This window comes from Mesorhizobium sp. GbtcB19, assembly GCF_019091085.1.
In the GTDB taxonomy this organism is placed as follows: Bacteria; Pseudomonadota; Alphaproteobacteria; order Rhizobiales; family Rhizobiaceae; genus Mesorhizobium.
In genome coordinates this window covers 724,982-738,859 of record NZ_JAGXJY010000001.1, presented here as the reverse complement: position 1 = coordinate 738,859, position 13,878 = coordinate 724,982, and the positions used below count along the sequence as shown (strand labels likewise).

Annotated in this window: 7 protein-coding genes; 1 reads left to right on the top strand and 6 read right to left on the bottom strand. The window is 64.8% G+C overall.

Annotated features, from left to right (window positions below):
• Positions 1–37: 37 nt before the first annotated feature.
• The 6 genes from cysW to KVT37_RS03425 all read right to left on the bottom strand — a co-directional run bounded on the left by cysW (position 38) and on the right by KVT37_RS03425 (position 11,670).
• On the bottom strand, positions 38–922 hold the full coding sequence (gene cysW / locus KVT37_RS03450; protein ID WP_217569639.1) for a sulfate ABC transporter permease subunit CysW: 885 nt from the start codon (positions 920–922) through the stop codon (positions 38–40).
• Positions 915–1,766 (bottom strand): sulfate ABC transporter permease subunit CysT, encoded by an 852-nt coding sequence (cysT, locus tag KVT37_RS03445; RefSeq protein ID WP_217569637.1) that lies wholly within the window; start codon positions 1,764–1,766, stop codon positions 915–917. Before cysT ends, cysW begins: the two co-directional genes overlap by 8 nt.
• Positions 1,767–1,838: 72 nt before the next feature.
• Positions 1,839–2,867, bottom strand: coding sequence for a sulfate ABC transporter substrate-binding protein (locus KVT37_RS03440; RefSeq protein WP_217569635.1), 1,029 nt, complete (start codon positions 2,865–2,867; stop codon positions 1,839–1,841).
• A 209-nt stretch (positions 2,868–3,076) separates the two neighbouring features.
• Positions 3,077–3,829: a M15 family metallopeptidase gene (locus KVT37_RS03435; protein ID WP_254633760.1), complete on the bottom strand. Its 753-nt coding sequence runs from the start codon at positions 3,827–3,829 to the stop codon at positions 3,077–3,079.
• 187 nt (positions 3,830–4,016) lie between these two features.
• On the bottom strand, positions 4,017–6,107 hold the full coding sequence (gene pbpC / locus KVT37_RS03430; protein WP_254633759.1) for a penicillin-binding protein 1C: 2,091 nt from the start codon (positions 6,105–6,107) through the stop codon (positions 4,017–4,019).
• 82 nt (positions 6,108–6,189) lie between these two features.
• Positions 6,190–11,670 (bottom strand): alpha-2-macroglobulin family protein, encoded by a 5,481-nt coding sequence (locus KVT37_RS03425; protein ID WP_217569629.1) that lies wholly within the window; start codon positions 11,668–11,670, stop codon positions 6,190–6,192.
• Positions 11,671–11,948: 278 nt separating this feature from the next.
• Here KVT37_RS03425 and KVT37_RS03420 point away from each other — a divergent pair, with 278 nt between their 5' ends.
• A complete protein-coding gene (locus KVT37_RS03420; protein WP_217569626.1) occupies positions 11,949–13,877 on the top strand; it encodes an autotransporter assembly complex family protein in 1,929 nt (642 codons plus the stop codon).
• Position 13,878 lies beyond the last annotated feature (1 nt).

The window sequence follows — 13,878 nt, the reverse complement described above, 5'->3', positions numbered from 1 at the left end:
GTCCCGAAGCCGGCAGGCTTCGGGCGACAGATATTCCTCAGTGCCCGCGCGTCGCGGCCAGCTCGGCGCCGTAGCGCATCTCGAGCAGCGTTTTCAAGACCAGCGTCACCAGCGCCAGGCCGGCGAGCAGCGAGGCGACCGCAAAAGCGCCGACGGCGTTGTATTCATTGTAGAGGATCTCGACATGCAGCGGCATGGTGTTGGTGAGGCCGCGTATGTGGCCCGACACCACCGAGACGGCGCCGAACTCGCCCATGGCGCGGGCGTTGCAGAGCAGCACGCCGTAGAGCAGCCCCCATTTGATGTTGGGCAGCGTCACGTGCCAGAAGGCCTGCCAGCCGCTGGCGCCGAGTGAGAGCGCTGCCTCCTCGTCGCCATTGCCCTGTTCCTGCATCAGCGGGATGAGCTCGCGCGCGACGAAAGGGAAGGTGACGAACACTGTCGCCAGAACGATGCCCGGCACCGCGAAGAGGATCTGGATGCCATGCGCCTTCAGCCATGCGCCGAGCAAGCCCTGCGCGCCGAACAGCAGCACATAGACCAGGCCGGAAATGACCGGCGAGACCGAGAAGGGCAGGTCGATCAGCGTGGTCAGGAACGCCTTGCCCTTGAACTCGAACTTGGCGATGGCCCAGGCGGCCGAAAGGCCGAAGACGAGATTGAGCGGCACCGAGATTGCCGCCACCAGCAACGTCAGGCGGATGGCCGAGCTCGTGTCGGCATCGCCCAGGGATTGGAAATAGGCGCCGACGCCCTTGGCGAAGGCCTCCTTGAACACGATGATCAGCGGCAACAGCAGGAAAACGCCGAGGAAGACGAGCGTGACGATGGTCAGCGTGATGCGGACGGGACGGCTTTCGGTGACCGCCGCCGACCGGCTCTCGTGCAGTGGTTCGTAGGATTTGATCTCGGGATCAGCCATAGCGCTTGCGGCTCCATGTCTGCACGAGATTGATGACCAAGAGCATCGCGAAGGACAGTCCCAACATGATCGCGGCGATCGCCGTCGCTGCAGGGTAGTTGTACTCTTCCAGCCGGATGACGATCAAAAGCGGCGCGATCTCGGATTTGTAGGGCAGGTTGCCGGCGATGAAGATGACCGAACCGTATTCGCCGACGCCGCGCGCGAAGGCGAGCGAGAAGCCGGTGACGATGGCGGGTGCAAGGCCGGGCAGAAGCACGCGGGTGATGATCTGGAAACGGCTGGCACCGAGCGTGGCGGCGGCCTCTTCCACCTCCTTGTCGAGCTCCTCCATGATCGGCTGGACGGTGCGCACGACGAAGGGCAGGCCGATGAAGACGAGAGCCACGACAATGCCGAGCGGCGTATAGGCGACCTTGATGCCGAGCGGCATCAGCAATTTGCCGAGCCAGCCGGTGGGGGCATAGAGCGTGGTGAGCGCGATGCCTGCGACCGCGGTGGGCAGCGCGAAGGGCAGGTCGACCATGGCGTCGACGATACGGCGGCCAGGGAAGCGGTAGCGGACCAGCACCCAGGCGACGAGCGTGCCGAAGACGACGTTGACCGCGGCGGCGATGAAGGCCGTGCCGAAACTGATCTTGAGAGCGGTGAGGGTGCGCCGGTCAGTGGCCAAGGCCCAGAAATCGGTCCAGCCAAGTGCCGCCGAGCGCCAGATGAGCCCCGAAAGCGGGATGAGGATGATGAGCGTGAGGTAGGCAAGCGAGAAGCCGAGCGTCAGTCCGAAACCCGGAATGACACTCGGCTGTCTGAATCGCCACCCCGCATGAGCGGGTGCTGTGGTCATGCTGTTCTGGATCGTCCCTTCTTACTCAACCAGATTGCCGTGCCTGATACGCTGCCTGTGCAGCTTCGCGCATCAATTGGCCGGCTTGTAGATCTGGTCGAATATACCACCGTCGCCGAAATGGTAAGGCTGCGCTTTCTTCCAGCCGCCGAATTGCGGGTCGTCGATGGTGACCAGCTTGATCTGCGGCAGTTTGGCAAGCTCTTCCGGCGGCACCAGGTCGGGCTTGGCGGGGCGATAATGGTTCTTGGCGATGATGGTCTGGCCTTCCTTCGAATAGAGCCAGGAAAGATAGGCTTCGGCGACCTTGCGCGTGCCCTTGGCGTCGACATTGGCGTCGACGACGGCGACCGGCGGCTCAGCCAGGATCGAGGTCGGCGGGTAGACGATGTCGAAATTGTCGGCGCCGAATTCGTCGAGGGCCAGATAAGCGTCATTTTCCCAGCCGATCAGCACGTCGCCCAGGCCCTTTTGCGCGAAGGTGACGGTCGAACCACGCGCGCCGCTGTCGAGCACCGGGGCATTGGCATAGAGCTTGCTGACAAATTCCTTGGTCTTGGCCTCGTCATTGCCGTCATTCGCGTTGGCGTAGGCCCAGGCCGCGAGATAGTTCCAGCGCGCGCCGCCGGAGGTTTTCGGGTTCGGCGTGATCACCTGCACGCCGTCCTTCACCAGGTCGCTCCAGTCATGGATGCCCTTGGGATTGCCCTTGCGCACCAGGAAGATGATGGTCGAGGTGTAAGGCGCTGAATTGTTTTCGAATTTCTTGCGCCAGTCGGGATTGATCTTCTTCGACTTCGAGACGATGGCGTTGATGTCGCCTTCGAGCGCCAGCGTCACCACGTCGGCATCGAGACCGTCGATCACCGCACGGGCCTGGGCGCCGGATCCGCCATGCGACTGCTGGATGGTGACGGTCTCGCCGGTCTCGGCTTTCCAGTGCGCGGCGAAGGCCTCGTCATAGGCCTTGTAGAGCTCACGTGTCGGGTCGTAGGACACGTTGAGGATGGTCGTATCGGCAAACGCGAAACCGAGCGTGCCGAACTGGACAGATGTGGCGACCAGCGCGCCGAGCAGTTTCTTGAAATGAGGTTTGGTCATTCCCGCCTCCGTTGAACTGCTGCGAACTCTACCGAGTTTATAGAAATTAGATGCATTGAATGTTGCCTTTTTCACCTCCTCGAAGCAATTTTTCGCCGTATGTCCGTCGATCGAAGAAATATCTTCCTCAAGCTGGCGCGGACATGATTCCTCGCCAGCCGGCCTAATTAGAACCGGCGACGGTTTGGGCAAGGCTGCAAGGCTTCCGGCTACGCTGCGGTGACCGGAAAATCGAAGCGCTGTTTTGGAAAAGGCTCTTTGGCCAGGGTGAAGTGCCACCATTCGCGCGCATAGTTGCGGAAGCCGGCGGCGCGCATGGCGGCAAGCAGCATCTTGCGGTTCGCTGCAGCTTCGGCGGGAAGAGGACGGTACGCCGTCTCGCTCATCGGATCGAAGCAGTCGAAACCGGTGCCGAAATCGAGCGTGCCGCCATCGGGCGCGCCGCAGGCCGGATGTACCGCGCCTTTCCTGCCGGCCTCGGCGATGGCAAGGTCGACTGTCGAGCCGCGCGAATGGCTGGACAGTTCGCCGACATAACCCTTGGCGATGAGATCGCCGCGTTCGACCGCCGGATACCATTGCGGATCGGGCGGGCCGCCTTCTCTCGTCCATCTGCCCATGTCGGAAACGGCGCGGGCCGGGCGGTAGCAGTCGAAGACGATCAGCGTGAGGCCTTTTTCGGTCATCGCTTTCTGGACGCGCGATAGAGCCTTCGCCGCTTGCGTGGTCAGGATGCAGACCGGCGCGTCATAGCCGTCGACCTTGCGGTGCAGGAAGTTTTCGAGACCGGCGTAGCGGATGTCCTGGCGGATGGTCGGGTCGACATCGGAGAGCCAGACGAAGCCGGCGGGCAGGGGATCGGCGCGGGCGGGGGGAGGGCTCGCGATTGCTAGCGCAAGGGCTGCGAAGAATGCTCCCAACAGAGGGCGGCGCGAGGCCCCCCTCTCTGCCCTGCCGGGCATCTCCCCCTCAAGGGGGGAGATTGGCGGCTTCGGCGCCGCGTCCATCCTTCCTGCGTTGAAGACTAGCGAAAGCAGCGAAGCGAATAATCTCCCCCCTTGAGGGGGAGATGGCCGGCAGGCCGGAGAGGGGGGCCTCGCGCTATACATTACGCGGAGAAGCGTAATCCCCTGAATCGCTTGCCGCATCCTATTCAACGAAAACCTTCACGCTCGCCGCGCGGCCGGCGGCGTCGATCACGGTCAGCGTCGAATAGCCGGTACCGTCGGGCTGCCAGGTCGCGGTGCGGCGGCGGTCGATGCCGGCGAGCGGCTTGCCGTTGGCGAGCCAGCGGAAGGGCGCGCGGCCGCCCTGCAGTTTCAGCACCAGCGGCGTGGCGTCGGCCGAATTGGTGCCGAGGTCGACGCGGGCGCCATTGGGCGGAAAGATGATGGTTGGCGCCCGCTCGGTGGCGGTCGCCTGCACCAGCCCGTCGGCGCCGGCGCCGAAGCGGGCGAGCGTCACCGGCAATTCCTCGCGCTTGGGATTGAAGACGCCCGGCGGCCGGCCGGGCAGCGGCACGCTGGCAAGGCCGGAACGCACGAAACCTTCGAACAGGATGGGGGCTGCCGAGACATAGCCCGACAGGCCAGGCACGGGGCTGGCATCGGCGCGGCCGACCCACACGCCCAGCACGTAGCGGCCGTCGAAGCCGACTGACCAGGCATCACGATAGCCGTAGGACGTGCCGGTCTTGTAGGCGATGCCGCGCTGCATGGCGCCTTCCGGCGGTTTTACGCCGGAGAGGATGTCGTTGATCTGCCAGGCCGCCTGGTCGTCGAGGATAGTTGCTGTGATGCGCTCGGCATTGGCCGGCTCGGTGCCGTCATGCAGCGTGTGCATCTTGCCGCCATTGGCGAGCCCGGTATAGAGCTGCACCAGATCGCGCAAGGTCACGCCGACGCCGCCAAGCCCGATCGCCAGCCCCGGCGCCTCGTTGACGGGCAGGATCGGGTTGACGCCGGCCTGGCGGAAGCGCGCCGTCAGCCGCGCCGGACCGACCGCGTCGAGCACGCGGATCGCCGGCACGTTGAGCGACAATTGCAGCGCTTGCCTGATGCTGACGTCGCCCTGGTAACCCATGTCGAAATTCTTCGGACGGTAGCCGCCAAAGTCGGCCGGACTGTCCTCGATGATCATCTCCTGCGCCACCAGGCCTTGCTCGAAGGCAAGCCCGTAAATGAAGGGCTTCAGCGTCGAGCCGGGTGAGCGCACCACCTTGGTCATGTCGATCCAGCCGGAGCGGCTGGCGTCGAAGAAATTGGCGGAGCCGACCTCGCCGAGGATATCGCCGGTGCGCGCGTCGGCCATGACCATGGCGACTGAAAGTTTGGGCCCAAGCTTCCCGGCGGCATCCCTTGCCACCTGTTCCAGCCCTTGCTGCACACTCTTGCGGATGGTGAGCTGCAGCGGCTTGCCGGGCACTGCCTTGGGCAGCATGGCGTAGGAGGCATGCGCCGCCAGCGCCGGCAGTTTTCTGCGCAGGCCGGACACGTCGTCCAGCGCGGCTCGCTGAGCCTCGCGTTCGCCGAGCAGGCCGGCCGAGACCATGCGGGTGAGCACGCGGTCGCGCGCGGCATGCGCGATGTCGAGATTGCGGTCGGGCCGGCGCTTTTCCGGCAATTGCGGCAGCGCCACCAGGAGCGCGGCTTCCGAAACGGTGAGCCGCTTCGGCTCCTTGCCGAAATAGGCGAGCGAGGCGGCACGAACGCCTTCGAGATTGCCGCCATAGGGCGCCAGCGTCAGATAGCGTTCGAGGATTTCCTGCTTGGTGAGCCGCCGCTCGATCTGGATGGCGCGCAGCATCTGCTTGAGCTTGGAGCCGAGGCTGCGGCTGTCGCGCGGCTCGATGAGCCGGGCAAGCTGCATCGACAAGGTCGAGCCGCCCGACACGATGTGGCCGCTGGTGACCAGCTGGCCGGCAGCCCGGCAGAGCGCCAGGACGTCGACGCCGCGGTGATCCCAAAAACGCTTGTCCTCATAGGTGACCAGCATGTCGACGAACTCTCTGTCGACCTGGTCGAGCCGGGTCTCGAGCCGCCAGTACCCGTCGGGGGTCGCGAAGGCGCGCAACAGCTGGCCGTCGCGGTCCTGCACCTCGGTCGAGACCGTCAGTTTTGCCGGAAGCGGGGGCGGGAAGGCGCGGTCGAGCTCCCAGAGCGCGGCTATCGAAAGCGCTGCGAAGCCGGCCAGGCAAAGGCCCGCGATTGCGGTTCGTTTGAGGAATTTTCTGGAGAGCATTGCGCTGCCCCTCATCCGCCTGCCGGCACCTTCTCCCCGTATAGAGACGGGGAGAAGGGAGATATCGGCGACCTCTTCATCGCTATTCCGCCTTCACCTCCATCACGCCGGTGGCGGTGCGGGCCGAGTATTGCGGCCGGTACATGTCTTCCACCGTGGCCGCCGGATGGGCATAGGTGCCTGGCGTCACGGCACGCACGACATAGGCCAGCGTGATGTTGCGGTCGCCGTCGCCTTCATTCGGGTTGAAGGCGGCTACGAAGCGGTCGTCGCGGAACTCAAGATGCGCCGCGTCGGTTTGCGCCAGCCAGGAGAAGTTCGACAATTGCGCGCTGGACACCAGGCTCGGATTGTCGATTTCGAAGCCAGCCGGCAACAGATCGGTGATCAGGAGGCGCGACGGCCATTTGTTCTGCTCGTAGACCTTGAGCACCACGACATAGCGCTCGTTCTGCTTGGCCTCTGTGACGTTGGCTTCGGTGCCGTCGAGCTTGTAGTAGGTGCGATCGATGGTGAAGCCGTCGCCGCCGGCCGGCAGCGGATCGACCGGCGCGGCAACCGCGGTGACCACGGCCTGCAGCGGCGTGGCGCCGGTGTTGGCGATAGTAAGCGGGCTGTCGATGAGCTCGCTGCCGGCAACCTGGTTGGAGTAGCCGCCCGAATGCGGCGCGCCGTTGACGGAAAGCGTGATGGAATCATTGCCTTCCTTCAGCGCCCGCGCGGCGAGCAGCATCCAGGATTCGTCCTGCGTGCTCGTCCAGCGGGCATCGGCGCGCGCCACGCCCACCAGCTTGATCAACTGCGGCATGATGCTCGGCACGGGCTTGGCTTCCGCCGCCAGCGCCAGCATCGCCGCGCCGTCGCGCAGCCGCGAGCCGTAGTCCGAGCGGTACCAGTCGTAGTCGGTTTCGGATTTCGCCAGCCTGAGCGCCGTCTGGAAGGTCGATTCCGAGCGTTGCGTGTCGCCGTAGAGCGCGAGGCTCGCCGCCAGTTGGGCCACGGCCATCGGGCTGGAGAAGGCTTCGAGCTGCGTGTCGGCGTAGTAGCGCAGATCGCCGATCGAGGCCTTCTTGTTGCGGGCGAGCACATAGAGCGCGTAAGCGATTTCGCTGCCGCGATCCTGAACGCTCTGGTCGTAGCCAAGCGAGTTCTGCAGATTGTTCAGCGCCTGGTTCATGGCAAGCGCGGGAACGTCATACTTCTCCTCGCGCGCCCGGGTCAGGAACTCGCTGACATAGGCATCGAGCCACAGATCGCCGGAGCCTGGGCCCCAGAGGCCGAAGCTGCCGCTTGACGACTGGTAGGAGAGCACCTTGTAGATGGCGTCTTGGATGCGTTGATGCAGGTCCGGGTCGCTTTCCATGCCGATGCTCTTGGCCATGTCGTTGACATAGAGCAACGGCATGGCGCGGCTGGTGGTCTGCTCGGCGCAGCCATAGGGGTAGCGGTCGAGTGACATCAACAGCGACGGCACGTCGAGCGCGGACGACTGCGAGACGCCGACGCTGACCGAAGCGCCGTCGAGCACGCTTGCGGCAAGCAGTTCCTTGTCGACGCGCAGCGAGCCGCCATGCGGCTTCAGGTCGACCACCATGCGGTTGGTGACCGGAAGCTGCGCCGGGCGGACCGGCAGATAGAGCGTCTGCTCGACCGCAGTGCCGTCGGCATGCGCAAGCTTGACGGTGACGGAAGCGTCTCCCGCGGTTTTCGCGACCAGCGGGAATGTGAGCGACTGCCGCTTGCCTTGGGCGAGCGTCAGCTTCCCTGGCAGGGGCTTGTCGCCGGTCGAAAGATCGCCGGTCGTGGTGACCGAGAGCGCATAGTCGCCAGCCGGGCCATCGGTGTCGGCGATGTCGAGGCGCATGGTCGCCGCGTCGCCCGGCGCCAGGAAACGCGGCAGGCCGGCGGTGATCACCACCGGATCGCGCACGATGACATCGGTCTGGGCATGGCCGACGGCTTCCTTGGTCCAGGCGACGGCCATGACGCGCACGGTGCCGTTGAACTGCGGGATGTCGAAATCGACCCGCGCCTTGCCATTGGCATCGAGCTCGACCGGGCCGGAGAAGAAGGCGACCAGCTTTTCGGTCGGCGGGCTGCCTTGCGCCTGCATGTTGGCGCCATCGCCGCCGGTCCTTATCTTGCCCATGGTGCCGAGCGAGCCGTCGATCAGGCGGCCGTAGAGGTCGCGGATCTCGAGCCCCAGCATGCGCTGGCCGAAGAACCATTCCTCGGGATCCGGCGCCTTGTAGTTGGTGAGATTGAGGATGCCGACATCGACGGCCGCCACCATCACATAGGCGTTGGAGCCGGCCTGGGCGCCGTTGACGGCGATCGGGATCGACAGCTGCTGGTGCGGCAAGGTCTTCTCCGGCGGCGTCAACGTGACCGCCAGCTTCTTCGAACCGGGATCGACCGACAGCCACTGGATGCCGATGGCGCGGGCCGGCATGCGCGATTCCTGCGCGTCGCCCGGGCGGAACAAGGTCGCCGTGACGTAGGCGCCGGCGCCCCAGTCGTCGCCGACCGGGATGTCGACGGTGCTGCCGCCAGCCGGCACGGAAGCGGTGACGGTCTTCAGCAGCTTCTCGGCGCCGATGGTGACCAGAAGTTCGCCGGCAAAATGCGGCGAGACCTTCAGCTTGGCGACTTCGCCGGCGGCGTAAGTGTCCTTGTCGAGCGCGATCTCCAGGCCGTCGGGCGTCTCGGTGGTGGTGGAGGCGACATACCAGCCGGCGTCGAACTCATAGCTGGTGGCCGGACCATCCGGGTCGGCGGTCTCGACCTCCAGCCGGTAGCGGCCCCAATCCACAGGCAGCGACACCGTAGCCTCGCCGTCGGCCTTGAGGTCGACGGCGCCGTTGGCGACGGCCTTGGTGAGGCTCACCGCCTCGTAGTTCCAGGAATTGTTGTTGCGGTACCACTGATAATTGCGCTCGACCTTGACCAGCGACCACTGGGCGCCCTTCAGGTCCTCGCGCTTGCCGTTCGGGTCGACGGCGATGATGCTGAACTTGGCGGTTCCGCCTTGCGGCACCTCGTCATCCGCGAAATCCGGCCGGATGCCGATGACATCGCGCTGCGGACGAACGCCGATGTCGAGCGAGCGCTCGACGGCGCGGCCGCCGGCCTCGCGCATGCGCACCGTAACCTTGGCGTTGACCAGCTTGGTGGTCGAAGGCAGCTGGTCGATGGTGATCGGGAAGGTCGCCTTGCCGTTGTCGCCGACGACAGGAAGGTTGGCGAGAGGCGTCACGGTCGGCTCGCTCGACTGCTCGTCGGCGAGGCCGAAGGTGAAGTCCTTGAAGCTGTCCCAACTGCTCGTGGTCGACAAAGTCATCTCGCCTTCCAGCGCCAGGCCTGCGGCCGGGGCGCCGTAGAGAAAGCGACCGTCGACGGTGGCGTTGGCCGTTTCGCCCTGGGCGATCTCCTTCTTGTCGGCGGTCAGGTCGAATTCGATGCGATCCGGCACGAAATCCTCGACCAGGAACATCTGGCTGGCGACGGCCGCCTGCTTGGGGTCGGTGTAGATCGACACCGTCCAGGTGCCGCGCATGGCGTTGGCCTCGAGCGGCAGGTCGACTGCGTGACCGCCGGCGGACTCGCCATTGCTGACGATGCGGCGGTTCTCGACGCCGTCGGGACGCGTGAAGATGAAGGTGAGCGGCAGGTTCTCGACCGCCTTGGCGGCGCCGTCGCGGGCAAGCGCTGCGACATGCACGTCCTCGCCGGCGCGGTAGATGCCGCGCTCCGTCCAGGCATAGACGTCGAGCGCGCCGGGTGAGGCACGCCCCTCGACGCCGCGATCCGACAGGTCGAAGCCGGCCTTGGCCATGTCGAGGAAGACGAAGTCGTTGTCGCCCTGCTTGGCCATCAGCACGGCCGGCACCATGCCGTTTTCGCCGCGTGTCAGGCCGGGATTGAAGACGGCGTGGCCCTCGGCGTCGCTGGTCGCGGTGCCGAGGATCTCGTTGTTCTTGGCCAGCAGCGTCAGTTCGGCGCCGGAAATCGGCTTGGCCGAGCCCAGCGACCGGGCAAAGACGTTGAGGCCGTCCTGGCCCGTATAGGTGGAAAGGCCGATGTCGGAGACCACGAACCACTGCGTGGCGCGCGAGCCATAGTCGTCGCTCTTGTCGTCGACCGGCTGCGCGGTCAGCACATAGACGCCCGGCTTGCGCTGCGGGATCGCCTCATCCACGGGGAAAGAGGTGGTCACTTCCTTGTTGAGATCATTGGCGATGTCGAGCGTGCCGGACCAGACGGGCGCGCCCATCTGGTCGGAAATGGTGGAAATGTCGTAGCCGTCCAGCTGATGCAGGAACTGATAGCCGGACAGAAGCTGCGCCAGCGAACGATCGCCGATGCGGTAGAGCGTCATCTTGGCGGCGTTCATGTTGACGGTGACGACCGGAATGCCGCGGCGGGCGCCGGCCGGCAGCACGAAGCTGTCGCCGGTGAAGCGGGCGGACGGCGCACGATCCTGAACGTAGATCGACAGCACGACCGGAGCCGCGAGCGTTTCGCTGATCGCGGCCGGCAGGCCGGCGCGGAAGGTCACGTCATAATGCTGGCCGTGCTCCAGGCCCTCGACGCAGATCTGCTTGTCCTTGGCCTCGACGGCCTTGGGGGCGGCGTTGTCGACGGTCACGAACTGCGAATAGTCGACGCCGGTCTTGACCAATTCCTCGGAAAACTGGGCGCAGATGCGCGGCGAGGAGGAATCTGCATCGACGGTGTGCTCGATGACGCGGAAACCCTTGCGCGCCTTCAGGTCGGCATAGTCGGCCTGGACGGCCGGCGAGCTCACCAGCGCAAGGCTCGCCTCATAAGCCTGCAGCGACGGGCGGTAGAGGTCGCGCTTGTCGAGACCGGCGGCAAGCAGCGCCAGCGCCTCGGCGCGAGTCTTCGTGGTTCGCACCAGCTTGTAGGCGTTGAAGGCCGCCGAGGTGGCGTTCATCGGGAAGGTAGAGGGTTCGGTGGTGTTCGACGCCGGCTGCACGGCGAGGATCTCGCGCGCCAGAGCCAGCCACAGCGCGCCATCGTCGGGCAGCACCGAGACCGCGGCCTGGTATTTCTGCATGGCAAGGCGGTGGTCACCGGTCAGCGCCGCCTGCTCGGCGGCGGCCTGCAGGGCGGCAAGCCCTTCGGTCGGCTTGTCATAGGCCGGATCGGTCAGCTTGTTGCGGAACTGCTGGGCCTGGTCGGCCATCCAGTTCGGGAAAAAGGCCAGCGCCGGCGGGGCGCCGATATCGGGGTCGCCATCGACATTGGCGATTTTTCCGGCGACAGCGCCCGTGAAGGATTTCAACTGGTTATAGTCGGATTTGAGAAAACACCACTTCGCCTTGGTGTTGTAGGTGAAGGCGCGGCAGGCGGAATCGCCAAGACAGGTGGTCTTGCACTGGTCGAGGCTGACATTCTGCTCCGACCGCAGGTCGAAGCCGAAATAGTCGGAATTGTCGGTTGTCACGATTCGCCGGGCTTCGGCCGCCAATGCCGCCCCGCCCAGGGCGAAAAAGATGAGAAAAAGGAAAGAGAGACCACGAGCCGCGCGCATTGCCACATCACCCTCCAGACGTTGCCAGCGTCCAGGCATGATCAAGCTTCGCTCAGGCTTGTCAACGCCCGGAACGCTGCAGGTTTTTCACCCGCAAACGGTTTCCATGCCGGCCAAAGGCCGGTATCTCGACATAACCTCTGTGAGACGGATCACACTTTCTTGCGAAAATGCAAAAGGTGTGAATTCCAAGCCCGGACTATTTCAGACAATTGGATTGTGGCCCCTTTACGAACGATTTGGAACTTCATTCCAATTTTAGTTTTGTCGACTAGGTTGTCTTAATGCCGGCGCATGAAACGCAGATGTCAGGAGGGTTCGCGCCAGGGCGCGGGCTTTCGCGCGCCCTGCTTTTCGCGCTCGTCTGCTCGATCCTGCTGGCCGGTGAAATGCGGCAGGCGGCGGCTTTCGAGATTTTCGGCATCAAGCTTTGGGGCTCGTCCAAGGACGAGGATGCCGACATCGTCGATCCGCTGCGCTATTCGGTGACCATCGATGCGCCGGATGCCGACAAGGATCTGGTCAAGAAGCTCGAAAACGCCTCGGCGTTGAAAAACGACGAAGACCATCCGGTGTCCGGATCGCTCGGCCTGATGGCCAAGGCGCGCGGCGACCGCGAGCAACTCGTCGCCGCGCTCTACGCCGATGCCCGCTACGAGGGCGTGGTCACCATCACGATCGACGGCAAATCGATCGACGACTTGCCGCCGGACGCCGAGTTCAAGGGGCCGCAACCCATACCGGTCGTCGTCAGCGTCGCGCCTGGGGCGAAATTCACACTGGGCAACATCCGGTTGAAAGGCGATGCCGCTGGGCTGGCGAGCGCCGACTTCGGGCTGATCGCCGGCGGCGATGCAGGCTCCGGCGCCGTGCTCAAGGCCGAAGCCCTGATCGTGCGGGCGCTGAAGGACGAGGGCAGGCCGCTGGCCAAGGTGACGGACCGCGAGATTGTCGCCGAGCATGCCAGCTCGACGCTGGACGTCACGCTGACGGTGGCGGCCGGCCCGGTCGCCGGCTATGGCGACACGACGGTCGAGGGCACCGAGAAGGTCGATCGCGGCTTCACCGAGTACATGACAGGCCTGCAGCGCGGTAAGCAATATTCGCCGCAGGAAATCGACGATGCCCGCGACCGGTTGCTCGGGCTCGAAGTCTTCAACAGCGTGACCATCAAGGAAGGCGACAGCCTCGACGCCAACGGCAACATCCCGATCGATGTCCAGGTCAGCGAGCGCAAGCCGCGCTATTTCGGCATCGGCGGCACGGTCTCGAACACCGAAGGTCTGGGGCTCGAAGGCTATTGGGGACACCGCAACCTGTTCGGCCAGGCAGAGAAGCTGCGGATCGACGGCTCGATCAGCGGCATCGGCAGCAACAGTATCTCCGCGCTCAACTACAATGCCGGCGTCATGTTCGAGAAGCCAGGCGTGCTCGGGCCGACGTCGAAATTCTTCACCGGCATCAAGACGGTGTTCGAGCATCCCGACGCCTATGACCATTTCTCGGTCAAGGGCGACGTCGGCGTTTCCTACGACCTCGACAAGAAGCAGCGGGTCTCGGCCGAATTCGACCTCGACTATTCAAGGATCACCGACGCCTTCGGCAAGCACACCTATCTGATCGCCAGCGTGCCGCTGCAATATGTCTATGACAGCCGCGACAACAAGCTCAACCCGACCAGAGGCTTCCGCTTCCTCGCCTATGCCGAGCCAAGCTACGACATATTGAATGGCGCGACCTTCCTGAAGCTGAAGGGCGAGGGCTACACCTACCAGTCGCTGGACACGGCAAGCCGGTTCGTGCTGGCCGAGCGCGCCACGCTGGGTTCGATCGTCGGCACCGGCCTGCAGAACGTGCCGGCCGACCGGCGCTTCTATTCCGGCGGCGGCGGTTCTGTGCGCGGCTATTCCTATCAGGGCATCGGCCCGAAGGACATCAACGGGCAGCCGATCGGCGGCCTGTCCTTCTTCGAGACCTCGGTCGAGATGCGCATCGGCGTCACCGATTCGATCGGCATCGTGCCGTTCGTCGATGCCGGCACGGTCTCGACCAAATCCTTCCCCGATTTCTCGAATGTGAAGGTCGGCGCCGGCGTCGGCCTGCGCTACATCACGCCGTTCGGGCCGCTGCGCATCGACGCCGCGGTGCCACTCAACCGCGATCCGGGCGATCCGCATTTCGGCATCTATGCCGGCATCGGGCAGGCGTTCTGAC